Here is a 25,534-nt window from a genome sequence, read left to right on the forward strand (position 1 = left end):
CGAACCCTGCCTTAATCAAAGAAATTAAAGCCAGCAAAACGGTTTATGAGGCGTAAACCACCGATGAGTTATAACTGCACAATACGTCCTGTCGATAACGAATGATGCACGGCTTCACATATTAACGTCGCCTGCAACCCATCATCAGCGGTTGCCAGATAAGGGGTATCAAATAATATGTGCTCAACAAAATCATGTATTGGCTGAATCCCATAGCCACTGGCTTTATTATTAACGTAATTAATAAAATTATAATTTGGCGTTGCACTGCGCTGAGGGGTGAACATTTCATATCCCCGCAACTGCGCATCGGCGCGATAATAGTTATTCTCGGTAATAACAAAACTACGCCCATCGTTTGCTTTGGGAAATGAAGGTGGTAAGCACCACCCCACTTCAACGGTCCATTGCGCGCCATTATCAAAGGTGACAAACGACTGAATGGTATCCCAGGAATCAACGCCTTCCGCCACCAGCTTCTTCTTCTGCCCTATCGCATAGACGCTCACCGCATTGGCGCCGTTCATATAATATCTAATCAAATCAAAACAATGCGTTCCGAGAAAATGAACGGGAGAACTCTCATTCGCCCATGACAGCCAGTTTTTCGGCACGTCGATAATATCGTCCATGCTCATATAGCCACGCAGGACCTGACCGGTTTCGGGTTTCAACAGCTCATGGTGAATATGCTGTGCCATCCCGTCCCAACGCTTGTGGTAATCAACGCCAATCTTCACTCCTTGTTGCTGCGCACAGCGGATGATTTCCCGACATTCCGCTGACGTTGTCGCCATCGGTTTCTCAATCAGCACATGTTTGCCCGCCCTGATGGCTTCAATCGTGGCATCAAAGTGGAACGGATCCGGCGTCGCGATTGATATCAGATCAACGTCCGTCGCGGCAAACAACTCTGCCAGCGAGGCATAACCAGGCACCTGAAACTCCGCCGCAACGTTGGCGCGGATGTCCGGATTGATCTCGCAAAACCCCACCAGGTTCACCCACGGATTATAGTGATACGCATTGATATGATGTTTGCCATAAATACCGGCCCCCACCACCGCGGCATTGATTTTGTTCATTACACATTTCCTCAGTTAAACAAGCCAAACGAAAACAGATAACCGATGGCCACCGCCAGAGGCGCGGTAATCATCCGTGACAGCAAGAAAGAGGGCACGCCAAGACGAATGGTTTTCTCTTTCGCCTCCTGCATGGAAAGCCCAACGGGAATGAAATCGGCACCGACCTGGACGTTAATCGCGAACAGCGCCGGCAACGCCATCAGCGGTGAAACCACCCCGCTACCGATTAGCGTTCCTACCAGCACACCAACGACCTGCGCAATCGCCGCGCCAGGAGCCAGAATGGGAGAGATGAAGGGCAGACCACAAATAATCGCAATCACAAACAGACCGGTTAACGATCCGGCAAGCGGCGACAGCGCATTCCCGGTCCACTGACCAATCGCGGTCTCCTGAACCAGAGCGATCAGAACCGAGATAAAGGCCATAAAGGGGATCACGTTTTTAATACACAGCTCGACCGATTCACGCGCCGAGGAGTAGAGCAGGCTGACAAAGTTACCGATTCCCGTCGCAAAACGCGTCATCAACTCCAGCGCGGTGTTGGTCGCGGAACCGCGTGGTTTTGCCTCCACGTGTTCGTGAGCCACGGCACAGGCATGGTCTGCCGGGAGAGGATCACTGAGCTCAACGTTTTCCTCCCCGGTTACCGGTTGATTAATGGTTTCAATCAGCGAAAGCGATTCAAGACTGACATCAGAGATGTAAATATCTTCGGTGATATATTTCGCCAGCGGCCCCATCGCACCGGTAGGGAGTACGTTGATTGTCTTGATTCTTTTCTGCGGATAAATGCCGCAGCGCAGTGAACCGCCACAGTTGATGACCACACAAAGGATTTTCTTATCATCCGGCATGGCGTCAAAGCCGTTAACCACGGTCATTTCCAGCATTTCACCCAGTTTTTTCGCGACCGGATCAATGGTTTTGCCGGTAAGCGACAGGATGACCATGCGGGTATCGCGAGATAAATACATGTCATCGCCAATCCCTGAATGACCTTTTTTAATCAGTACGGTTTTCATTGGTTTTCCTCATTATTGTCAATAGGCCAATCAATTCATTTACGGATGGAGAACAATGACTGTTAACGTGTAATGAACCATAGGCTATTGGCTTTTCAGCCCCGTCAAATACCACTGTCACATGACCTAACTCGCATAAATTTTGCCATGCGGCCTCTCCCCAGCAGGTTATATTCCAGGTCTGATTATTAATCTGCAGAACATAATCCATTGTTTTTTGTAATGGGGTAACATCACAAACAATATTCTTAATGACCAGGACATAATCGAGATAATCTTCCGGAGCATGGTCATTAAAGGTAATCAACATGCCATTAAGCAGTCCCTCTTCCACTTTTCTTCCAGCCTTTACGACGTCAGCCGAAAATAGTACTTTCATTGTTTTCCCTTATTCCTGATTAAGTTCGCGTTTCTCCAGCCGGGTGAAGATATATTCCGTCAGAAAACCACGGATAAAACCGAGTAGAATACCCGCAGCGATATAGCGTAATGCCAGGTCGGCAACCGGTAGATCGAGTCGCGTCAGGCCAGCGGCGACGCCCAGCCAGATAAAGAGTTCAGATGGCACAATGTGTGGGAACAGAGAGGTCAGCGGATGTACGGTGCTGCCCAGCGCATCCTGATAAGCGGGTTTACAACGTTCGGGCAGAAATTTACCCATCGTCAGCGCACCCGGACTGCTAAGAAAGAACCAGGCAAAACTCGGCAAAATTCCATAGGTTAATATTTTTGACTTCCCCATCAGGGTGGCGACTTTTTCCATTCGCTGTTGGCCAATTAATTTCATAATAAAATTAACGGTCAAAATTAAGGTTATCAGCATCGGAATGGTACTGACGATCATCCCGGAGAATATCTTACCTGCGCTCTGGAAAAGATGGATAAAGCCTTCTGCTATTTCAACTATCATAGTTAACTCCCAACGTGTAGGTATAAGTATATTCATCCGTCAGAAGTGTATTGACAGATGAAGGCAGCCAACGCTTTTGTCTTTAAGAATTCAGATGATGTTATTTAATAATTTTTCAGTTCTCCTGGCAGTAAGGGCTCGTAAATATCGCGGTTTGGTAACAGGAAAGTTAACGGGAAATGGCTGCACAAACAGTGAGCACCTTCACAGAGTTATAATTATTCATTTTATTTTGTATTTTTATACATGAAGGAAAAAGTCACCGGACAGGACCTTTTGGCAAGGGGAAATGGTGAATTCAGGACGAAAAAAAGGGAGGCAGCGCCTCCCTTTTGTGCAGTCGTTAAACTCGCCGATTACTCGTCAGCGTCATCGGCGACATCGTCGTCGGTTTCCGCTTCCGGGGCGATATCATCATCCCCTTCCGCCGCGCTACCGTCGATGGAGTCGAGTTCTTCGTCATCCACCGGCTCAGCCACACGCTGCAGACCCACCACGTTTTCATCTTCCGCCGTACGGATGAGGATCACGCCCTGAGTATTACGTCCTACCACGCTGATTTCCGACACGCGAGTACGCACCAGCGTACCGGCATCGGTGATCATCATGATCTGGTCGCAATCATCAACCTGCACCGCGCCAACAACAGAACCGTTGCGCTCGGTCACTTTGATAGAGATAACGCCCTGCGTCGCACGGGACTTGGTCGGATACTCTTCCGCCGCCGTACGCTTACCGTAACCATTTTGCGTCACGGTCAGGATCGCGCCTTCACCACGTGGAATAATCAGGGAGACGACTTTGTCTTCGCCCGCCAGCTTGATGCCTCGTACGCCAGTCGCAGTACGGCCCATCGCACGGACGGCGTCCTCTTTAAAGCGCACCACTTTGCCCGCCGCCGAGAACAGCATGACTTCGTCAGAACCGGAGGTCAGATCCACGCCAATCAGTTCGTCGCCATCGTTCAGGTTCACCGCAATGATACCGGCAGAACGCGGGCGGCTGAATTCGGTCAGCGCGGTTTTCTTCACCGTACCGCTGGCGGTCGCCATAAAGACGTTCACGCCCTCTTCGTACTCACGAACCGGCAGGATAGCGGTAATACGTTCGTCGGCTTCCAGCGGCAGCAGGTTGACGATCGGACGGCCACGCGCACCACGGCTCGCTTCTGGCAGTTGATAAACCTTCATCCAGTACAGACGACCCCGGCTGGAGAAGCAGAGGATCGTGTCATGGGTGTTGGCCACCAGCAGACGGTCAATAAAGTCTTCTTCTTTAATACGTGCAGCCGATTTGCCTTTCCCACCACGACGTTGTGCTTCGTAGTCGGTCAGCGGCTGATACTTCACGTAGCCCTGATGAGACAGGGTCACAACTACATCTTCCTGGTTGATCAGATCTTCGATATTGATATCAGCGCTATTCGCGGTGATTTCGGTACGACGCTCATCGCCAAACTGATCGCGGATCAGCTCCAGCTCTTCGCGAATCACTTCCATCAGGCGATCGGCGCTGCCCAGAATGTGCAGCAGTTCCGCGATCTGTTCCAGCAGCTCTTTGTATTCATCGAGCAGTTTTTCATGCTCAAGGCCGGTCAGTTTCTGCAGACGCAGATCCAGAATCGCCTGGGCCTGCTGTTCTGTCAGGTAGTACTGACCGTCACGCACGCCGAATTCTGGCTCCAGCCATTCCGGACGCGCAGCGTCGTCACCAGCACGTTCCAGCATCGCAGCCACGTTGCCCAGATCCCACGGACGTGCGATCAATGCGGCTTTCGCTTCCGACGGGGTCGGCGCACGACGAATCAGCTCAATGATCGGGTCGATGTTCGCCAGCGCAATCGCCAGTGCTTCAAGGATATGCGCACGATCGCGGGCTTTACGCAGTTCGAAAATGGTACGGCGGGTCACCACTTCACGGCGGTGGCGCACAAACGCTGAAATGATGTCTTTCAGGTTCATGATCTTCGGCTGACCATGGTGCAGTGCCACCATGTTGATACCGAAAGAGACCTGCAGTTGAGTCTGGGAGTAGAGGTTGTTCAGCACCACTTCCCCGACCGCGTCGCGCTTAACTTCAATCACGATGCGCATACCGTCTTTGTCAGACTCATCACGCAGCGCGCTGATGCCTTCAACGCGTTTGTCTTTTACCAGTTCCGCGATTTTCTCGATCAGGCGCGCTTTGTTCACCTGATACGGAATTTCATGCACGATAATGGTTTCACGACCGGTTTTCGCGTCTACTTCCACTTCCGCGCGGGCACGGATGTACACTTTACCGCGACCGGTACGATAAGCTTCTTCAATACCGCGACGACCGTTGATGATCGCCGCCGTCGGGAAGTCCGGACCCGGGATGTATTCCATCAGCCCTTCAATGCTGATGTCTTCATTGTCGATATACGCCAGGCAGCCGTTAACCACTTCCGTCAGGTTGTGTGGCGGGATGTTGGTCGCCATCCCTACTGCGATACCGGACGAACCGTTTACCAACAGGTTCGGGATTTTGGTCGGCATAACGTCAGGGATTTTTTCCGTGCCGTCATAGTTGTCGACAAAATCAACCGTCTCTTTTTCCAGATCGGCCATTAACTCATGGGCAATCTTCGCCAGACGGATTTCCGTATAACGCATCGCCGCCGCGGAATCGCCATCGATGGAACCGAAGTTCCCCTGGCCATCCACCAGCATATATCGCAGCGAGAACGGCTGAGCCATACGGACAATGGTGTCGTATACCGCAGAGTCGCCATGCGGGTGGTATTTACCGATTACGTCACCAACGACACGGGCTGATTTCTTATAGGCTTTGTTCCAGTCATTGCCCAATACGTTCATGGCGTAAAGTACGCGACGGTGTACCGGCTTCAGGCCATCTCGGACATCCGGCAGCGCACGGCCAACAATGACCGACATCGCATAATCCAGATAAGAGTTCTTCAGCTCTTCCTCAATGTTGACCGGTGTAATTTCTCTCGCAAGGTCGCTCATCTAACCGCTATCCCTCTACTGTATCCCGGATTCAAAGGTCGCAAATTATAACACAACCGCAGAGATTGAGGTAAACCAATAAGCTTTATTCACCCGCGTGGACTGATATACTCCTGTCACTAGCCCTATAAGGAGTAAAAGCCCCGATGAATGCCGTAAAACCACCGGTAAACCACAACGTTGACCATGAAGAAATTGCCAAGTTTGAAGCAGTCGCGTCGCGCTGGTGGGATCTGGAAGGCGAATTTAAGCCGTTGCATCGCATTAACCCGCTGCGGCTGGGTTATATTGCTGAACGCTCAGGCGGCCTGTTTGGTAAAAAGGTGCTCGACGTCGGCTGCGGCGGCGGCATTCTGGCAGAGAGCATGGCGCGTGAAGGCGCCACAGTGACCGGTCTGGACATGGGGTTTGAGCCCTTGCAGGTAGCAAAACTGCATGCGCTGGAAAGTGGTATTCAGGTGGATTACGTGCAGGAAACCGTGGAAGAACACGCGGCAAAACATGCCCATCAGTATGACGTGGTAACCTGTATGGAGATGCTGGAACATGTGCCCGATCCGCAATCGGTGGTTCGCGCCTGCGCACAACTGGTGAAACCCGGCGGCGAGGTGTTCTTCTCAACGCTCAACCGTAATGGCAAATCCTGGTTGATGGCGGTTGTCGGTGCGGAATATATTTTACGCATGGTGCCGAAAGGGACCCATGATGTGAAGAAATTTATTAAACCTGCGGAGCTGCTAGGTTGGGTGGATCAGACGGTCTTGCAGGAGCGCCATATGACCGGGTTGCACTACAACCCTATCACCAACACCTTCAAGCTTGGCCCTGGCGTTGATGTGAACTATATGGTGCATACCACCGCAAAAGCGGAATAAGCCCCCTGCCTGATGGCGCTTCGCTTATCAGGCCTACAAAGATGTGCCTGTAGGCCGGATACAACATTACTGTCGCCATCCGGCTTACAAAAATTGCGCCAGATCATGAGAACTTTCTACACCTTCGTTGAAGAAATCAGCACTCGATCAAATTATCTATTTTTTTTATGAATTATTGACATCCCCGCCAGGCCTTATGCGACGTGCACTTAGCCTTTCTTACCCTTTTGCAACCTCAATTTAACCTCAAAATCAACTCTTGTGCTGAAAAGAATCCCTACTAGAATACTCACCATATAGCGTTTACTTTAACACTCAACCCCTACATGTAGTATTTATCCACAGAGTTAGTCACAAGGTGGCATTGTGGATAATGCAGGGGATATTTTTTCTTTCACGGACAGGTAAAAAACCACATGAATCAGAGTCTGCTGGTGACAAAGCGTGATGGTAGTACAGAGCGCATCAATCTCGACAAAATCCATCGGGTTCTGGATTGGGCGGCAGAAGGACTGAATAACGTATCGATCTCTCAGGTCGAACTGCGCTCCCACATCCAGTTTTATGACGGTATCAAGACCTCCGATATCCATGAAACGATCATTAAAGCGGCGGCGGACCTGATCTCCCGCGATGCGCCGGATTATCAGTATCTGGCTGCGCGTCTGGCGATTTTCCATCTGCGTAAAAAAGCCTACGGCGAATTTGAACCGCCGAAACTGTTTGACCATGTGGTGAAAATGGTTGAAATGGGCAAATACGACAATCATCTGCTGGAAGACTACACGGAAGAAGAGTTCAAGCAGATGGACTCGTTCATCGTACACGACCGTGATATGACCTTCTCCTACGCCGCCGTTAAGCAGCTGGAAGGGAAATATCTGGTACAAAACCGTGTCACCGGTGAGATCTACGAAAGCGCCCAGTTCCTCTATATTCTGGTAGCAGCCTGCCTGTTCTCGAATTACCCGCGCGAAACCCGTCTGGAATACGTCAAACGTTTTTATGACGCGGTGTCGACGTTCAAAATTTCTCTGCCGACGCCGATCATGTCTGGCGTTCGTACCCCGACGCGTCAGTTCAGCTCTTGCGTGCTGATCGAGTGCGGCGACAGCCTGGACTCGATCAACGCCACCTCCAGCGCGATTGTGAAATACGTTTCCCAGCGTGCTGGTATCGGTATCAACGCCGGTCGTATCCGTGCGCTGGGCAGCCCGATTCGCGGCGGCGAAGCGTTCCACACCGGCTGTATCCCGTTCTACAAGCACTTCCAGACCGCCGTGAAATCCTGCTCTCAGGGCGGTGTACGCGGTGGTGCGGCCACGCTGTTCTACCCGATGTGGCATCTGGAAGTGGAAAGCCTGCTGGTATTGAAAAACAACCGTGGCGTGGAAGGCAACCGCGTGCGTCACATGGACTACGGCGTACAAATCAACAAACTGATGTACACCCGTCTGCTGAAAGGGGAAGACATTACCCTGTTCAGCCCGTCCGACGTCCCTGGCCTGTATGATGCGTTCTTCGCCGATCAGGACGAGTTCGAGCGTCTGTACACGAAATATGAGAAAGACGACAGCATCCGCAAACAGCGTGTCAAAGCCGTTGAACTGTTCTCGCTGATGATGCAGGAACGCGCCTCTACGGGTCGTATCTATATTCAGAACGTTGACCACTGCAACACCCATAGCCCGTTCGATCCGCAGGTCGCGCCGGTGCGCCAGTCCAACTTATGTCTGGAAATCGCGCTGCCAACCAAACCGCTGATGGATGTGAACGACGAAAACGGTGAAATCGCCCTGTGTACGCTCTCCGCGTTCAACCTGGGAGCAATCAACAGCCTCGAGGAACTGGAAGAGCTGGCGGTACTGGCCGTTCGTGCCCTTGATGCGCTGTTAGATTATCAGGACTACCCGATCCCGGCCGCCAAACGTGGTGCGATGGGGCGTCGTACGCTGGGTATTGGCGTGATTAACTACGCTTACTATCTGGCGAAGCACGGCGTACGTTACTCCGACGGCAGCGCCAACAACCTGACGCACAAAACGTTTGAAGCCATTCAGTACTATCTGCTGAAGGCCTCTAACGAACTGGCGATTGAACAAGGCGCCTGCCCATGGTTTAACGAAACCACCTACGCACAGGGCATTCTGCCGATCGATACTTACAAGAAAGATCTGGATGCCATCACCAGTGAACCGCTGCATCATGACTGGGAAGCGCTTCGTGAGTCCATCAAGACCCACGGTCTGCGTAACTCAACGCTCTCTGCCCTGATGCCGTCCGAGACCTCTTCGCAGATCTCGAACGCCACTAACGGTATTGAGCCGCCGCGCGGTTACGTCAGTATTAAAGCATCGAAAGACGGCATCCTGCGTCAGGTCGTGCCGGACTACGAGCACCTGGGCAACGCCTATGAGCTGCTGTGGGAAATGCCGGGGAATGACGGTTATCTGCAACTGGTCGGGATTATGCAGAAGTTTATCGATCAGTCGATTTCAGCCAACACCAATTACGATCCGTCGCGCTTCCCGTCCGGAAAAGTGCCGATGCAGCAGTTGCTCAAAGACCTGCTCACCGCCTATAAGTTCGGGGTCAAAACGCTGTATTATCAGAACACCCGCGACGGCGCGGAAGATGCCCAGGACGATCTGGTGCCATCCATTCAGGACGATGGCTGCGAAAGCGGCGCATGTAAGATTTAATCTGTTGCCGGATGGCGGCGAAAAGCCTCATCCGGCCTACAAAATCAATCGGATGTTGTAGGCCGGATAAGCGAAGCGCCATCCGGCATTACACAGCTGACAGGACTCACTTCAATGGCATACACCACATTTTCACAGACGAAAAACGATCAACTGCTGGAGCCGATGTTTTTTGGTCAGCCGGTTAACGTGGCCCGCTACGATCAGCAAAAATATGACATCTTCGAAAAGCTGATCGAAAAACAACTCTCCTTCTTCTGGCGTCCTGAAGAGGTTGACGTTTCACGCGACCGCATCGACTACCAGGCGCTGCCGGAGCATGAAAAACACATTTTTATCAGCAACCTGAAGTACCAGACGCTGCTGGATTCCATTCAGGGGCGTAGCCCGAACGTGGCACTGCTGCCGCTGATCTCCATTCCGGAACTGGAAACCTGGGTCGAAACCTGGGCCTTCTCCGAGACCATTCACTCGCGCTCTTACACCCATATCATTCGTAATATCGTTAACGATCCGGCTATTGTGTTTGATGACATCGTCACCAACGAGCAGATCCAGAAACGTGCGGAAGGCATTTCCAGCTATTACGATGAGCTGATTGAGATGACCAGCTACTGGCACCTGCTGGGCGAAGGGACGCACACCGTGAACGGCAAAACCGTCACCGTGAACCTGCGTGCGCTGAAGAAAAAACTGTATCTGTGCCTGATGAGCGTCAACGCGCTGGAAGCAATCCGCTTCTACGTCAGCTTCGCCTGCTCATTCGCTTTCGCCGAGCGTGAACTGATGGAAGGCAACGCTAAAATCATTCGCCTGATTGCCCGTGACGAAGCGCTGCACTTGACTGGCACTCAGCACATGCTGAACCTGTTGCGCAGCGGCGTTGACGATCCGGAAATGGCGGAAATTGCCGAAGAGTGTAAGCAGGAGTGCTATGACCTGTTTGTGCAGGCCGCCCTGCAGGAAAAAGAGTGGGCAGACTATCTGTTCCGCGACGGTTCAATGATCGGCCTGAACAAAGACATTCTGTGCCAGTACGTCGAATACATCACCAACATTCGTATGCAGGCGGTCGGTCTGGATCTGCCGTTCCAGACCCGTTCCAACCCGATCCCGTGGATCAACACCTGGCTGGTGTCCGATAACGTTCAGGTGGCCCCGCAGGAAGTGGAAGTGAGTTCTTATCTGGTCGGGCAGATCGACTCTGAAGTCGATACCGACGATCTGAGTAACTTCCAGCTCTGATGGGACGCGTCACGCTGCGCATCACTGGCACACAGTTGCTGTGCCAGGATGAACACCCTTCCCTGCTCGCCGCGCTTGAATCGCACAACGTTGAAGTGGAATATCAGTGCCGCGAAGGCTATTGCGGCTCTTGCCGCTGCCGTCTGGTTGCAGGTCAAGTGGACTGGATCGCCGAGCCGTTAGCATTCATTCAGCCCGGCGAAATTTTGCCCTGCTGTTGCAGGGCAAAAGGCGACATCGAAATTGAGATGTAGCGCGCGTTACAGCGCGTAGTAATACGCTTTCACCTGTTCCCAGTCCGCTTTCGGGATGGGACTCAGGTACTTCTCAAGCTGAGAGAAGTCATGGTGCGCCGCTTTATGGCGGCGCAAACGACGACGGCTTTTTTCCAGATCTAAAAACCCGGCTTCTACCGTCCCTTCCGTTTTCACATAGATATGTCTTACGTAGCAGCAGCCGTGCTGACGATTGACGCTGTGCATCTTTTTAAAGGCCAGCGCGACCGCGTTTAGCATTGCATCACGCACCTCATCAGGATACGGCGTCACTGCATGCTGTTTATACCACTCCTCGATGCTCACAAAGCCTTTCATATCTTCGGTGATCAGCAGCGCACGCCACTCACCGTTAACTTTTGTCGCGTTGCCATAGACAATTTTCGGCACGATAACGCCCGCGCGGGCCAGTTCGTTGATCACCTCAATTTCGCGCACAATCGTCGGACGTCCGAAAGGATAGCGTACCGAGTGAAACAGGTGTTGTGTCATCCGCTTCACATACAATTTCTTCCCGTCACGTTCGATGCATTGCACACCGCTCATCCCTTTGCGTCGATAATTCGGTTCTTCGACCCAATCGCCTTCCGTTGCCCACCAGCTCTCAAACTCATCCTGCACTGCTGCCTGCGCCATTGTGACCATCCGTTACAGTAACGACATAAATTATTTATCGAACAAATATAAATCTTCTTCTTAAGGAAATCTTAAGAAATTCATGATCGGCTACGGACTTCTTGATCTGACGTGTGCTTTTTTGCATTAAACCGGCAGGAAAAGAGATAAAAAAAACTGCACCTTACTCAGCGGTTGCCCGCCTTTGGGGTGCAGTGGAGAGGGATAACGCGGTTGTTACTCTTTACGTAAGAACATCACCGCTTTGTCGGGGAAGTCGGTGAACAGCCCGTCCACGCCCGCTTTGTTGTAGAGGATGTCGTACAGCTGATTCACATCCGTCGTGTACTCCGGCAACTGATCGGCGCGCACCGTATAAGGATGAACCGCCATCTTATTCTGGTGGGCCTCTTTCACCATATCTGTCAGGACGATATTGCCTTTCGTCGACTTCTCGTCAATCAGCATGTGGTAATCCGGACCGATGCCGTCCGCATATTCCGCCACCTGTTTCATCGCCCCGGGTTTGAACATCCAGTCGTAGTTGTAATTGACCCAACTGCCGTCCGGCTGCTTCTCCTGGGTTTCATTCCAGTCGGTATAGGCAATCAACTGCACCAGGTTCAGATCCATCCCCATTTTAGGTTCCAGCTCATTTTTGATGCGCTTGAGTTCTGCTACATCAAAACTTTGCAGATAGACTTTGTCCTGCTTGTCGCTGTAACCGTACTGTTTCAGCACTTCCAGGGTCTTCGTCGCAATGTCCTTCCCTTCCTGATGATGGAACCACGGCGCTTTGATCTCCGGATAGATACCGATGTTCTTGCCGGTAGAATGGTTCAGTCCCTGAACAAACTCGATCTCTTCAGCAAAGGTATGCACGCGGAAATCCGATTTACCCATCGGGAAACGGCCAGGATAGGTTTGCACCTTCTTGCCATTTTCCAGATCAAACCCTTCGGTAAATTTCAGAGATTTGATTTCGTCCAGCGTAAAGTCGATGGCGTAATAACGACCGTCTTTGCGCGCACGATCCGGAAAACGCTCGGCGACATCCGTCACGCGATCAAGATAGTGGTCATGCAGGACGACCAGTTGGTCGTCTTTGGTCATCACCAGATCCTGTTCCAGATAATCCGCCCCCTGCGCGTAGGCCATCGCTTTCGCGGGCAGCGTATGCTCCGGTAGGTAGCCGCTCGCGCCACGGTGGGCAATCACAACTTTATCCGTGTTGCTGGCGGCCAGGGCATGACTTCCCATTACCGCGCCCGCCATCATCAGCGTCAGGCTCAGGTTTTTCAGTGTTTTTTTCATTCACTTAGCCCCCGTTGCGTTTCAGTTGCATCTCAGCATGGTGGCGTTTTTCGCCGATCATCACCACAATCAACAGAATCACCGCCAGAATGCTGCCGCCGATCATCACCATGAAACCGCCGTCCCAGCCGAAGAAGTCCACGGTGTAGCCGACGATGGCGCTGGCCGCCACGGAACCGCCGAGATAACCAAACAGGCCGGTAAAGCCCGCTGCCGTCCCTGCGGCTTTTTTCGGTGCCAGTTCCAGCGCATGCAGACCAATCAGCATCACCGGACCGTAAATCAGGAAGCCGATCACAATCATACAAACCATATCGACGGTCGGGTTACCTGCCGGGTTCATCCAGTAAACGATGGTAGCGATCGTCACCAGGGTCATAAAGAACACACCGGTCGCGCCACGGTTACCACGGAACACTTTGTCCGACATCCAGCCGCACAGCAGCGTGCCAGGGATCCCTGCATATTCATAGAAGAAGTAGGCCCAGGAGGATTTATCCAGCGCAAAGTGCTTCACTTCTTTCAGATAGGTTGGAGACCAGTCGAGAATGCCGTAACGCAGCAGATAAACGAACACGTTCGCAATCGCGATGTACCACAACAGTTTATTCGGCAGAACGTACTGCATGAAGATCTGCTTCGCGGTCAGCTCTTCTTCCGCTTTCTCGTTGTAGTCGTCCGGATAGTCGTTTTTGTACTCTTCGATGGGCGGCAGGCCACAGGATTGCGGCGTATCACGCATCAGCGCGAAAGCGAAAATAGCCACCAGAATGGCGCCGAACGCTGGCATATACAGGGCAGCTTTCCAGTCGTTAAACCAGGCCATCCCGAGCAGGAACAGCAGCGGAGGGATCCCGCCACCGACGTTATGCGCACAGTTCCAGACGGAGACAATCCCGCCACGTTCCTTCTGCGACCACCAGTGCACCATGGTACGTCCGCACGGCGGCCAGCCCATTCCCTGGAACCATCCGCAGAGGAACAACAGCACGAACATAATGGCAATGCTCGATGTCGCCCACGGTACAAAGCCCATGAACAGCATCACTGCCGCGGCCAGAATCAGACCGGCTGGCAGGAAAACGCGCGGATTCGAGCGATCCGAAACCGACCCCATGATGAATTTCGAAAATCCGTAGGCAATAGAGATCCCCGACAAGGCAAAACCTAAATCACCGCGTGAAAACCCCTGCTCGACCAGGTAAGGCATTGCAAGGGCAAAGTTCTTGCGTACCAGATAGTACGCGGCATAGCCAAAGAATATCCCCAGGAATATTTGCCAGCGAAGCCGGCGGTATGTCGGATCGATCTCCGCTGCAGGCAAGCGAGCTTTATGCGCCGCTGGTTTAAAAATACTCAACATAATGTAGCCTCCGTGGCCCGTCTTTTATAAGTAGTAAACACCGCAGGTGGTACACGCAACCCCCGCTGCTTCCAGTGTTGGTCGCGATGTTATGCAAAGATACATGCCGTGAATGTGAATTACAGCACATATTGTTACAGATTTATGATGAATGTTCAGAAAGGCGCACGAAATCACGTTTCATTTTCGAATTATGAGCGAATATGCGCGAAATCAAACAAACCATGCTTTTTATGTGGCTAAATGATAAAAAACGAACTGTGAGGGAAAACAATGAAAACTCGCGACTCGCAAACCAGTGACGTGATTATCATTGGGGGTGGTGCCACTGGCGCAGGGATTGCCCGCGACTGCGCGCTGCGTGGACTCCGTGTTATTTTAGTCGAGCGTCATGATATTGCGACCGGAGCGACCGGTCGTAACCACGGGCTGCTGCACAGCGGCGCACGTTATGCGGTGACTGACGCCGAATCTGCCCGCGAATGCATCAGCGAAAACCAAATTCTGAAACGTATCGCCCGCCACTGCGTTGAGCCGACAGACGGTCTGTTTATTACCCTGCCCGAAGATGAGCTTTCCTTTCAGGCCACCTTTATCCGTGCCTGTGAAGAAGCGGGCATTCGGGCAGAAGCGATCGATCCGCAACAGGCGCGGATTATCGAACCGTCGGTGAATCCACAGCTGATCGGCGCGGTCAAAGTGCCGGACGGAACGGTCGATCCGTTCCGCCTGACTGCAGCCAACATGCTTGATGCGAAAGAGCACGGTGCCATTATCCTGACCGCCCACGAAGTGACGGGGTTGATCCGTGAAGGCGCGACCGTTAGCGGTGTCCATGTGCGCAACCATCTCAATGGCGAAACGCAAACGCTGCATGCGCCGGTGGTGGTGAACGCCGCCGGGATCTGGGGACAGCGGATCGCGGAATATGCCGATTTGAGTATCCGCATGTTCCCGGCGAAAGGGTCGCTGCTCATTATGGACCACCGCATCAACCAGCACGTCATTAACCGCTGCCGCAAGCCTTCCGACGCCGATATTCTGGTACCCGGCGATACCATTTCGCTGATTGGCACCACCTCAACCCACATTGATTACAATGATATCGACAGCAACCGCGTCACCGCCGATGAGGTCGATATTCTGCTGCGCGAAGGTGAAAAGCTGGCGCCGATCATGGCGAAAACGCGCATTCTGCGCGCCTACTCCGGGGTGCGTCCACTGGTGGCAAGCGATGACGATCCCAGCGGTCGTAACGTCAGTCGCGGCATTGTGCTGTTCGATCACGCGAAACGCGACGGTCTGGACGGGTTTATCACGATTACCGGCGGCAAACTGATGACTTATCGTCTTATGGCGGAATGGGCCACCGACGCGGTCTGCCGGAAACTGGGTAACACGCGTCCTTGCATCACTGCAGACACGCCGCTACCGGGCTCGCAGGAACCCACGGAAAGCACGCTGAAGCGCGTGATCTCTCTGCCAGCCCCACTGCGAGGCTCCGCGGTGTATCGCCACGGCGACCGTACGCCAGCATGGCTGAGTCATGGTCGTCAGCACCGCAGTCTGGTCTGTGAATGTGAAGCCGTCACCGCGGGTGAAGTGCAGTACGCCGTCGAAAATTTAAACGTCAACAGCCTGCTTGATCTCCGTCGTCGCACCCGCGTGGGGATGGGCACCTGTCAGGGCGAGCTCTGCGCCTGCCGTGCCGCCGGGTTGCTGCAACGCTTTAACATCACCACCGCTGCGCAGTCCATTACCCAGTTGTCAGACTTCCTCAACGAACGCTGGAAAGGCGTACAACCGATCGCCTGGGGTGATGCCCTGCGCGAAAGCGAATTTACCCGCTGGGTATACCAGGGATTATGTGGTCTGGAAAAGGAGCCTCGCGATGAGATTTGATACGGTCATTATGGGCGGCGGTCTCGCCGGACTGCTGTGCGGACTGCAGTTGCAAAAGAGCGGATTACGCTGTGCGGTGGTCACTCGCGGTCAGAGCGCGCTGCACTTCTCTTCCGGCTCGCTGGATCTGCTCAGCGCGCTACCGGACGGGCAACCAGTGAATGACATCACTGCCGGTCTGGACGCCCTGCGCGAACAGGCCCCAACACATCCCTACGCCACGCTGGGTACACAACGCGTTCTGACACTCGCTGAACAGACACAGGCGCTGCTGGAAGCCTCCGGCGCGCATTTGCAAGGCGAGGTTCGGCAGTCACATCAGCGGGTCACCCCGCTCGGCACACTGCGTTCGACCTGGCTCAGTTCACCGGAAGTCCCTGTCTGGCCGCTGGCGGCAAAACGCCTTTGTGTGGTGGGCATTAGCGGCTTACTCGATTTTCAGGCGCACCTGGCGGCGGCCTCTTTACGTCAACAGGATCTGACGGTTGAAACCGCCGAAATCGACCTGCCGGAACTGGACGTGTTGCGTGACAACGCCACCGAATTTCGGGCGGTGAATATTGCGCGTTTTCTGGATAACGAAGATAAATGGCCCTTGTTGTATGACGCGCTGTTGCCGATCGCAAAAACCTGCGAAATGATCATCATGCCCGCCTGCTTTGGTCTGGCGGATGACCGCCTCTGGCGCTGGCTCAACGAGCGTCTGCCATGCTCGCTCATGCTACTGCCTACGCTACCGCCATCGGTGCTGGGGATCCGTCTGCATAACCAGTTGCAGCGTCAGTTCGTCCGTCAGGGCGGGATCTGGATGCCAGGCGATGAGGTGAAGAAAGTCACCTGCAAAAATGGCGTGGTGAGCGAAATCTGGACGCGCAACCACGCGGACATTCCGCTACGCCCGCGTTTCGCGGTGCTTGCCAGCGGGAGTTTCTTTAGCAGCGGCCTGCTTGCCGAACGTGAAGGGATCCGCGAACCGATTCTGGGACTGGATGTTCAGCAAACGGCGACCCGCGCCGAATGGTATCAACGCGATTTCTTTGACGCGCAACCCTGGCAACAGTTTGGCGTCACCACTGATGAGGCGCTGCGCCCGTCGTTGGCCGGACAAACCGTAGACAACCTCTATGCGATTGGCTCGGTTCTCGGCGGATTCGACCCCATTGCCCAGGGATGCGGAGGCGGCGTCTGCGCAGTCACCGCGTTACATGCCGCCCATCACATTGCAGCACGTGCAGGAGGTGAGCAATGAGCGATACGAGTTTTGAAAGTTGCATCAAATGCACGGTCTGTACTACCGCCTGTCCGGTCAGCCGTGTGAATCCAGGTTACCCGGGCCCCAAACAGGCCGGTCCCGACGGCGAGCGCCTGCGTCTGAAAGATGGCGCGCTGTACGACGACGCGCTGAAATATTGCATTAACTGCAAACGCTGCGAAGTGGCCTGCCCGTCTGACGTCAAAATCGGCGATATCATTCAGCGCGCGCGGGCAAAATATGACACCTCCACCCCGTCGCTGCGTAACTTTATCTTAAGCCACACCGATCTGATGGGCAGTGTTTCCACCCCGTTCGCGCCGGTGGTCAACACGGCAACGTCACTGAAACCGGTGCGCCAGTTGCTCGATTACGCGCTGAAAATCGACCATCGCCGGACGTTGCCAAAATACTCTTTCGGCACCTTCCGCCGCTGGTATCGCAGCGTGGCGGCCCAGCAGGCACAGTACAACGATCAGGTTGCCTTCTTCCACGGTTGTTTTGTGAATTACAACCATCCGCAGCTCGGCAAAGATTTGATCAAAGTGCTGAACGCGATGGGCACCGGCGTCCAGTTATTGAGTAAAGAGAAGTGCTGCGGCGTGCCGCTGATTGCCAACGGGTTCACCGACAAGGCGCGTAAACAGGCGGTGACTAACGTCGAATCACTGCGTGAAGCGATTGGCGTGAAGGGGATTCCGGTCATTGCCACTTCCTCGACCTGTACTTTTGCGCTGCGTGACGAGTACCCGGAAGTGCTGGACGTCGACAACAGCGGTCTGCGGGAACATATCGAACTGGCAACCCGCTGGCTGTGGCGAAAACTGGACGAAGGAAAAACCCTGCCGCTGAAGCCGTTACCGTTAAAAGTGGTGTATCACACGCCGTGCCATATGGAAAAAATGGGCTGGACGCTGTACACCCTTGAACTGTTACGCCGCATTCCGGGGCTGGAACTCATGGTGCTGGATTCTCAGTGCTGCGGAATAGCTGGTACCTACGGCTTTAAAAAAGAGAACTATCCTACCTCGCAAGCCATCGGCGCACCGCTGTTTAAACAGATTGAAGACAGCGGCGCGGATATTGTGGTGACCGACTGCGAGACCTGCAAATGGCAAATCGAGATGTCCACCAGCAAACGCTGCGAACATCCGATCACCCTGTTGGCGAAAGCATTAGGCTAAATGACTCGCCCGGCGGCACGGTGCCCCGGGCGTTTTTGCGTTTAGCCTTCCACAAAATTGAATACGTTACCGTCGTACGTATTTATCTCCCGTCCCTCTTCGCAAAGACTGAATTTCGGGCATGCAGCCCTTAATGTAACCTCGTATCGTCACGTCACTGGATTCTTTGGTGATGGACAACCATGGTGAAATCAACGACGTCAACACCGCACGATGCCGTGTTTAAAAAGATGATGACCCATCCTGAAATTGCGCAGGATTTTCTTAAGATTCATCTTCCTGAGTCATTATGCAAACTTTGCGAGTTAACCACGCTCAAACTGGAATCCACCACCTTCATTGAAGACGACCTGAGAACCTACTATTCCGATGTTTTGTGGTCGCTGAAAACACGCGAGGGTGAGGGTTATATTTACTGCGTTATCGAACATCAGAGTACCGCCGTGCCGCACATGGCCTTTCGTTTGATGCGCTATGCCACTGCCGCGATGCAACACCACCTTGATAGCGGAAATAAAACCCTGCCGCTGGTGATCCCGATGCTGTTTTATCATGGCGAACAAAGCCCATACCCTTTCTCACTGAACTGGCTGGACGAATTTAACGACCCACAGCTGGCGCGGCAACTCTACACGGAAGCCTTTCCGTTGATCGATATCACGGTCATCTCTGACGACGAAATCATGCAGCATAAGCGCATAGCTCTGCTGGAACTGATGCAAAAACATATCCGCGATCGTGATTTGATGGGGCTGGTTGATCGACTGGTCACGCTGTTAATTACAGGTACTGCTAATGACAGCCAGTTGCATACACTGTTTAATTATCTGGTGCAGTACGGCGATGTGTCCCGCTTCAGTGACTTTATCCGTAACGTCGCTGAGCGAGTTCCCCATCACAAGGAGAAATTGATGACGATTGCAGAAAGGCTTCGGCAGGAAGGCCACGACACGGGGCTACAGAAGGGACGACAGGAAGGATTACAAAAAGGCACCAGGAAGGAGGCATTACGTATCGCGCGGATGATGCTGAAGAGCGGGATCGAACGCGACAAGGTGTTGATGATAACCGGACTGTCACTCGACGATATCATGGCAAACAGTCCGTAAAGTCTGACAGATGGCCCGGCGGTGCAGCGCCGCCGGGCTATGGATTTAGTAACTGCTTTTCAGTTTCGGCATCGTCTGACCGGGCTTAAACATTGCCAGCCGCTGATCCAGCGCGTCGGTATACAACATAGTATCAACGCCCACGGCGACAAAGTTTGCCCCCCATTCCAGACATTTCTGCGCCATGAGCGGATCGACGGCGAGAAAACCCGCCGCTTTTCCGGCCGCACGAATGCGCTGGATGCTCTCTTTGATAATCCTCTGCACCTCCGGGTGCCCGCTGTTGTCCGGATACCCCAACGAAGCCGAAAGATCGGCGGGACCAATAAACACGCCGTCAATCCCGTCTACATCGAGGATCGCATCCAGATTATCCAGCGCGGCTTTACTTTCAACCTGCACCAGTAAACAAAGTGACTCATTGGCCTGCGCCATATAGTTTTCAATGCGTCCCCAGCGCGCTGCCCGCGCCACGCTGGCGCCGACGCCGCGCTCCCCCACCGGCGGGTAACGGGTCGCAGCAACCACCTGCCGCGCCTGTTCTGCGCTATCGACCATCGGTATCAACAGCGTCTGCGCGCCGATATCCAGTACCTGCTTGATCAATGCCTTAGCGCCTTCTACCGGACGAATCACCGGCTGGCTGGCGTAAGGGGCTATCGCCTGCAACTGATGATAGAGATCCTGCATCGTGTTCGGCGCGTGTTCGCCGTCGATCAGCAGCCAGTCATAACCCGACGTCGCGGCAATTTCCGCCATATAAGAGGTGGTCGAACTCAGCCACAGTCCGATTTGTACTTCCCCTTTGCGGAGTGCGTCCTTAAAAGGGTTTGCTAACAATGCGTTCATAATGATCCTTACAACATGGATAAACTTATTGATGCGCAGCACCCGGTTGCGACGCGGGACGATTTACGCTCAGGGTGAAAATAATCAATGAGCCGATGATGGCGACGCCCGCCAGCGTCAACAGTCCTGCGGCATCGCTGGCAAACATCGTTTCCGCCTTCACGCGCAGGATTGGCGCAATAAACCCGCCCACCGCGCCAAACAGGTTCACGAAGCCGATCCCCGCCGCCAGCGCGGTGCCGGAAAGTAATTGCGTCGGCATGGTCCAGAACACCGGTTGTACGGCGATAAAACCGACAGCCGCTACGCAAAGCGCCAGAATCGCCACCACCGGAGACGCCAGCCCGGATACGCCGATGCCAATCCCCGCCGCCAGCAGCGTCAGCGCAGCGACATTACGACGTTCACCCGTACGGTCTGAGTAGCGAGGGATCAGCCAGGTCCCGAACAGTGCGGCAACCCATGGAATGGCAGTCACCACCGACGCCGTGAAGCCGACTTTGGTGCCCAGCAGTGCAGCAACCTGAGTCGGCAGGAAGAAAATCAGTCCGTACACCGCCACCTGAATCGTCAGATAGATAATCGCCAGTTGCCAGACGCGTCCGTTACGCAGGGCATCCGTCAGTTTTGACGTGGTCTTCTTCTCTTCTTCACTCGCCAGTTGGCTTATGAGCGCCGCTTTCTCTTCTGCGCTGAGGAAACGGGCCTGCTGCGGGGTATCATCCAGCCAGAAGAAGGTGAAGACCCCGGCACCAACTGCCAGCAAACCTTCGATAACGAACATCCAGAACCAGCCAGGATGCCCCATGAAACCGTGCATCTCCAGCAGCGCGCCGGACAGCGGCGATCCCAGCGTCAACGCCAGCGGCGCCCCCATGTAAAACAGCCCCATAATGCTGGCGCGGTTACGCTGCGGGAACCATTGCGAGGTGAGATAGATCATGCCGGGGAAGAAACCGGCTTCCGCCGCTCCCAGCAGGGTACGGATAATCAGGAATTTCGCCTCGGTATCCGCCCACGCCATCGCGGCGGAGAGGAATCCCCACAACAGCGTGGTGGTGCCAATCCAGGTTCGGGCCCCCAGCTTGCGCATCAGCAGGTTAGCGGGCACGCCAAGAAAGGCGTAGACCACAAAGAAAATCCCCGCGCCAAGCGCATAGGCTTCGTTGCTCAGCCCGGTATCAATCTGATAGGTCTCTTTGGCAAAGCCAATGTTCGAACGGTCCAGAAACGCCAGTACATACAGTGCCAGCATAAACGGGATTAAACGTGCGCGGTTTTTCTTCACCACGCCATCAAGAAGAGTGGTACTCATAGCAAGATCCTCAAAGAGATGAGGGCGTTGCCGACGCTGCGGCAACGCACAGGTCATTAGTGGCTATAAGGCCGTTTCAGATTGCAGTCGCGGTTAAGCTCCACGCCGAATCCTGGTTTATCCAGCACGGACTTATGAATGCGGCCCTGTACCGGTACCGGTTCATCAAGCAGAATCGGGTCAAACTGCGGACGCATGGTTGAGCAGTCCGGGCTGGTCATCAGGAACTCACTGAACGGCGTGTTGGTGAAGGTAATCACCGCATGATGTGAGTAGACCGACGAGCCGTGCGGTACCACCAGTTGTCCGCGCGATTTCGCAATCGCAGCAATCTCGACCAGCGTGGTCAGGCCGCCGCACCAGCCGACATCCGGCTGCATGATATCGATACCGGTTTCCGCCAGCGTACGGAAGGACTGCAGTGTGCCGTGGTGTTCACCACTGGTGACCATCATGCCTGTCGGCGCATTGCGTTTCAGTTCGCGATAGCCTTCATACTGCTGTGGCGGTAAACACTCTTCGATCCACTTCAGGTTAGATGGCGCGCAGGCGTGAGCCAGCTTCGTGGCGTAATTCACGTCCTGACTCATCCAGCAGTCCAGCATCAACCAGAAATCCGGGCCGCACTTCTCACGCATCTCCGCCACCATCGCGGCATCTTTGCGGATCCCCGCATCGCCGTCGTGTGGTCCCCAGTGCGTCGGCATTTTGCCGCCAATGAAGCCCATCTCTTTTGCCAGATCCGGACGAGCACCCGTGGCGTAAAACTGAATTTCATCGCGCACCGCGCCGCCCAGCAGTTTGTAGACCGGCAGGCCGACCACCTTGCCAAAAAGATCCCACAGCGCCAAATCAACGCAGGAGATGGTGTTCATCACCAGACCGCCAGAGCCTGAGTAATACATGGTCGCACCGAGCATCTGATCGTGAATGAGTTTGATATCGCTGACGCATTTTCCTTCGATAAAGCGATTGAGGTGTTTTTCAACAATAAAGCACCCCATCTCCCCTGCCGTAGAGACCGCAAATCCCGTCTGTCCGTTTTCGGCTTCAACTTCGACAATCAACGTACCCAGCACGTTAATCCCAAAGGACTGGCGTGACTGTTCGTATTCATGATATTTGCTCATCGGCGTGGCGATATGATCGTCAATCCAGTGATTCGCCCCCTGGTCATGATAATCACCGCCGCCAGCGCCTTTTTCTGCGGTAGCGCCACCGGTAAACCAGGCGCGGACATGTTTAATTTTGGGTAGGGTCATGATGTTCTCCATTATTATGATGCGAGTGAATCGAAGGGACTTTTCCATCCCAACAGACGTGAAATATCCTTCGCGCAGGCAATGGCTTTGCCGGCAAGATAATCACGATTCTCTTCGTTAATTTCTAAGCGAGTGCCAACCACCGAAATGGCGGCGGCGGGTTCGTTATTGGCATTAAATACAGGGGCAGCAACACAGCGTACATCCGGATAATCCTCTCCGTTGTCGAAGCTCCAGCCGCGCTGACGGATGCGTTCCAGTTCATCGCTAAGTTGCTGAGGTTGGGTGATCGTGGTGGGGGTCGTCTGCTCCCACACCAACTGTTCAATAATGGCGTTACGCACGGCGGCGGGCTGCCAGGCCAACAGGCACTTACCAATACCAGAGCGATACAACGAAAGGCTTTTCCCTTCGTGAGAGCGCACGCTGATGGTCGAAGACGATTCCACCTTCAGGATGTAATACGCGCTTTCATGGTCAATGATCCCCAAATGGCAGAGCAGCCCCGTTTCATCCATCAGTTGCGTCAGGCGTGGTCGCGCCAGTTCACGCAGATCCATTTTGCTGAGCGCATGGCCGGAGAGTTCTACCAGTTTGGTCCACAGACAAAAGTTCTCCTGGTGATCGACACTGATAAACCGCTGACGCTTCAGTTCACTCAACAGCAGGTACGCCGTGCTTTTGGGAATACCCAGCGTTTCGATAATCGTGGCGGCGCTACAGGGGCCAATCCGCGCAATCAGATTGAGAATATCGATGGCGCGGGTGAGCGCCGGGACTTTGCTTGATTCCAACATACTGGACTCCAGTCTGAGATACTGGAATCAGTGTGATCGGTCGCGCCAGGTAAATTTGTGAAGCGCGTCATGTCGCGCCTTTCTTCCAGCAGAATGGAGAAATTACGTGCAGGAATGTGAGGTGGCGCACGGATTTTTTCGTGGGGAGTACAATGGGTTGGACAAAAAAAGAATCAGCCCGAAAAGCGCAATGCCTTCGGGCGAGGTAAAGACTACAGCGTCAGGGATTCAACCACCTCAATCCAGCCGTGTTCGCTGGCAATATCCTGCTTGTTGAACCAGCGACGTAACATGTTTAGCGCCATCATCGCACAGACCTCCTGACGGACCAGCAGACTGTGACGGGTCACGCTGAAATGCACGCGCAGGGCAAACGTCCCGTCGGGGGTCGCCAGCGCAAAATTCAGGTGATCGTTTTCCAGCCCGGAGATCGCCAGCGCCAGTCCGGCGTAATGGTTATCGCGCCGTTCTGTCGTCCAGTGCGCAGTCTGCGCCAGCGTCTCTTCCTGCGAAGGCACCACTTCACTGGCCAGCAGCGGCGCGCCCACGCGGGAGAGCTGCAGTGCCACCAACCCGCCGGTGAACTGCTCGCTCAGCGTCAGGCTGAGCTGCCTTTTCTGCAACTCGCGGGCGATTTGCAACGGAAGTCCCTCGGTACCTTCAAAAATCAGGCTTTGGCCAGCAACGCGTTTGACCTCCTGCCACAGACTGCGCATCGCTTCGCGCTGGGCATACGGTCCGGTTAATTTCAGTTCGATAATCGGCATCGAAGAACGGTAACCCAGCGTCACCCCTTCTGGTAATGAAAGCGAGTCGAGGCTTTGCGCCAGATCGCTTTCCGAACAACCAAAGGTGGTCAGACGCAGACACAGCGGCGGTTCAGTGAGAGAGAAGCGCTCGCGCAGACGCGGCAGGATCTCATGTTCTACCATCACCTTAAATTCTGACGGTACACCCGGCGTAAAGAACATCAGACAGCGATTAAGCTGTACCGCGAAACCACAGGCGGTGCCGACAGGATTATTGATGAATTCAGCGCTGGCGGGCAGTTCCGCCTGTTTGCGGTTGCTGGGCGCCATCACTCTGCCGCGCTCTCGGAAGAATCGTTCCATCTCGGCAAGCCAGGCTTCGTGCAGAACCAGCCCTTCCCCTTTCGCCGTCGCCGCAGCAAGCGCGCTGAGATCGTCACTGGTCGGCCCCAGTCCACCGTTGACGATCAGTACGTCAGCATGCTGACTCCGCTCGCGCAGAATGGCGACCAGGCAATCGAGGTTATCGCCCACCGTATTACGACGGGTTAAGGGCAATCCCTGATTAAAGAAAAAATCGGCCAGCCAGGCTGCATTCGTGTCGACGATTTGCCCGTGCAACACTTCATCCCCGGTGGATAACATCTCCACGTTTAACATCGTGTTCTCCTGCTTTTATGATGAAAACACTATAACGCAAAGGGGGAAGT

21 protein-coding genes are annotated in these 25,534 nt (G+C 54.0%); 8 read left to right on the top strand and 13 right to left on the bottom strand.

Annotated features, from left to right (window positions below; all coding sequences use genetic code 11):
* Nucleotides 1-68 precede the first annotated feature (68 nt).
* The 5 genes from HVX64_RS15440 to gyrA all read right to left on the bottom strand — a co-directional run bounded on the left by HVX64_RS15440 (nt 69) and on the right by gyrA (nt 6,016).
* Nucleotides 69-1,085: a Gfo/Idh/MocA family oxidoreductase gene (locus tag HVX64_RS15440; RefSeq protein WP_044258571.1), complete on the bottom strand. Its 1,017-nt coding sequence runs from the start codon at nt 1,083-1,085 to the stop codon at nt 69-71.
* A gap of 11 nt (nt 1,086-1,096) precedes the next feature.
* Nucleotides 1,097-2,113 carry a PTS glucitol/sorbitol transporter subunit IIB gene (locus tag HVX64_RS15445; RefSeq protein WP_044258569.1) on the bottom strand — a complete coding sequence of 339 codons (1,017 nt, stop codon included), beginning with the start codon at nt 2,111-2,113 and terminating at the stop codon, nt 1,097-1,099.
* On the bottom strand, nt 2,094-2,492 hold the full coding sequence (locus tag HVX64_RS15450) for a PTS glucitol/sorbitol transporter subunit IIA (RefSeq protein WP_044258567.1): 399 nt from the start codon (nt 2,490-2,492) through the stop codon (nt 2,094-2,096). The genes HVX64_RS15445 and HVX64_RS15450 overlap by 20 nt, the downstream gene beginning before the upstream one ends.
* A 9-nt stretch (nt 2,493-2,501) precedes the next feature.
* On the bottom strand, nt 2,502-3,023 hold the full coding sequence (locus HVX64_RS15455) for a PTS glucitol/sorbitol transporter subunit IIC (RefSeq protein WP_042317872.1): 522 nt from the start codon (nt 3,021-3,023) through the stop codon (nt 2,502-2,504).
* Nucleotides 3,024-3,379: 356 nt separating this feature from the next.
* Complete coding sequence (gyrA, locus tag HVX64_RS15460; RefSeq protein ID WP_044266198.1) at nt 3,380-6,016, bottom strand: DNA topoisomerase (ATP-hydrolyzing) subunit A; 2,637 nt, start codon at nt 6,014-6,016, stop codon at nt 3,380-3,382.
* Nucleotides 6,017-6,162: 146 nt separating this feature from the next.
* Here gyrA and ubiG point away from each other — a divergent pair, with 146 nt between their 5' ends.
* The 4 genes from ubiG (at nt 6,163) to yfaE (ending at nt 11,092) form a co-directional block, all read left to right on the top strand.
* Nucleotides 6,163-6,891, top strand: a complete 729-nt coding sequence (ubiG, locus tag HVX64_RS15465) for a bifunctional 2-polyprenyl-6-hydroxyphenol methylase/3-demethylubiquinol 3-O-methyltransferase UbiG (protein ID WP_044258562.1) — start codon at nt 6,163-6,165, stop codon at nt 6,889-6,891.
* 416 nt (nt 6,892-7,307) lie between these two features.
* Nucleotides 7,308-9,593, top strand: a complete 2,286-nt coding sequence (gene nrdA, locus HVX64_RS15470) for a class 1a ribonucleoside-diphosphate reductase subunit alpha (RefSeq protein WP_044258561.1) — start codon at nt 7,308-7,310, stop codon at nt 9,591-9,593.
* A 114-nt stretch (nt 9,594-9,707) separates the two neighbouring features.
* A complete protein-coding gene (gene nrdB, locus HVX64_RS15475; RefSeq protein WP_042317865.1) occupies nt 9,708-10,838 on the top strand; it encodes a class Ia ribonucleoside-diphosphate reductase subunit beta in 1,131 nt (376 codons plus the stop codon).
* The gene (gene yfaE, locus HVX64_RS15480) at nt 10,838-11,092 is read left to right on the top strand and encodes a ferredoxin-like diferric-tyrosyl radical cofactor maintenance protein YfaE (protein ID WP_043000054.1); all 255 of its coding nucleotides are present in this window, start codon (nt 10,838-10,840) and stop codon (nt 11,090-11,092) included. The genes nrdB and yfaE overlap by 1 nt, the downstream gene beginning before the upstream one ends.
* A gap of 6 nt (nt 11,093-11,098) precedes the next feature.
* Here yfaE and inaA read toward each other — a convergent pair whose 3' ends face one another.
* The 3 genes from inaA to glpT all read right to left on the bottom strand — a co-directional run bounded on the left by inaA (nt 11,099) and on the right by glpT (nt 14,405).
* Nucleotides 11,099-11,749, bottom strand: coding sequence for a lipopolysaccharide kinase InaA (inaA, locus tag HVX64_RS15485; RefSeq protein ID WP_043000053.1), 651 nt, complete (start codon nt 11,747-11,749; stop codon nt 11,099-11,101).
* A gap of 216 nt (nt 11,750-11,965) precedes the next feature.
* Nucleotides 11,966-13,042: a glycerophosphodiester phosphodiesterase gene (glpQ, locus tag HVX64_RS15490; RefSeq protein ID WP_043000052.1), complete on the bottom strand. Its 1,077-nt coding sequence runs from the start codon at nt 13,040-13,042 to the stop codon at nt 11,966-11,968.
* A 4-nt stretch (nt 13,043-13,046) separates the two neighbouring features.
* On the bottom strand, nt 13,047-14,405 hold the full coding sequence (gene glpT / locus HVX64_RS15495) for a glycerol-3-phosphate transporter (protein WP_044258558.1): 1,359 nt from the start codon (nt 14,403-14,405) through the stop codon (nt 13,047-13,049).
* Between the two features lie 273 nt (nt 14,406-14,678).
* On the opposite strand from glpT, the gene glpA reads away from it, so the two are divergent.
* The 4 genes from glpA (at nt 14,679) to HVX64_RS15515 (ending at nt 19,852) form a co-directional block, all read left to right on the top strand.
* Nucleotides 14,679-16,307 carry an anaerobic glycerol-3-phosphate dehydrogenase subunit A gene (glpA, locus tag HVX64_RS15500; protein ID WP_043000051.1) on the top strand — a complete coding sequence of 543 codons (1,629 nt, stop codon included), beginning with the start codon at nt 14,679-14,681 and terminating at the stop codon, nt 16,305-16,307.
* A complete protein-coding gene (gene glpB / locus HVX64_RS15505) occupies nt 16,297-17,556 on the top strand; it encodes a glycerol-3-phosphate dehydrogenase subunit GlpB (protein ID WP_044258557.1) in 1,260 nt (419 codons plus the stop codon). Before glpA ends, glpB begins: the two co-directional genes overlap by 11 nt.
* Nucleotides 17,553-18,743, top strand: coding sequence for an anaerobic glycerol-3-phosphate dehydrogenase subunit GlpC (gene glpC / locus HVX64_RS15510; RefSeq protein ID WP_044258556.1), 1,191 nt, complete (start codon nt 17,553-17,555; stop codon nt 18,741-18,743). The genes glpB and glpC overlap by 4 nt, the downstream gene beginning before the upstream one ends.
* 182 nt (nt 18,744-18,925) lie before the next feature.
* Nucleotides 18,926-19,852 (top strand): Rpn family recombination-promoting nuclease/putative transposase, encoded by a 927-nt coding sequence (locus HVX64_RS15515; protein ID WP_044258553.1) that lies wholly within the window; start codon nt 18,926-18,928, stop codon nt 19,850-19,852.
* 45 nt (nt 19,853-19,897) lie between these two features.
* Here the strand turns inward: HVX64_RS15515 and yfaU are convergent, their stop codons facing one another.
* The 5 genes from yfaU to HVX64_RS15540 form a co-directional block, all read right to left on the bottom strand.
* The gene (gene yfaU, locus HVX64_RS15520) at nt 19,898-20,701 is read right to left on the bottom strand and encodes a 2-keto-3-deoxy-L-rhamnonate aldolase (RefSeq protein WP_044258552.1); all 804 of its coding nucleotides are present in this window, start codon (nt 20,699-20,701) and stop codon (nt 19,898-19,900) included.
* A gap of 25 nt (nt 20,702-20,726) precedes the next feature.
* The gene (locus HVX64_RS15525) at nt 20,727-22,016 is read right to left on the bottom strand and encodes an MFS transporter (protein WP_044258550.1); all 1,290 of its coding nucleotides are present in this window, start codon (nt 22,014-22,016) and stop codon (nt 20,727-20,729) included.
* Between the two features lie 56 nt (nt 22,017-22,072).
* Nucleotides 22,073-23,278, bottom strand: coding sequence for an L-rhamnonate dehydratase (gene rhmD, locus HVX64_RS15530; protein WP_044258737.1), 1,206 nt, complete (start codon nt 23,276-23,278; stop codon nt 22,073-22,075).
* Between the two features lie 14 nt (nt 23,279-23,292).
* Entirely contained in the window at nt 23,293-24,075 is a 783-nt protein-coding gene (locus tag HVX64_RS15535; protein WP_044258548.1) for an IclR family transcriptional regulator, read from the bottom strand.
* Between the two features lie 212 nt (nt 24,076-24,287).
* A complete protein-coding gene (locus HVX64_RS15540) occupies nt 24,288-25,484 on the bottom strand; it encodes a nicotinamide mononucleotide deamidase-related protein YfaY (RefSeq protein ID WP_044258546.1) in 1,197 nt (398 codons plus the stop codon).
* Nucleotides 25,485-25,534 lie beyond the last annotated feature (50 nt).

The sequence above is a fragment of the Citrobacter sp. RHB20-C16 genome (assembly GCF_013890155.1).
Lineage (GTDB): Bacteria > Pseudomonadota > Gammaproteobacteria > Enterobacterales > Enterobacteriaceae > Citrobacter_A > Citrobacter_A amalonaticus.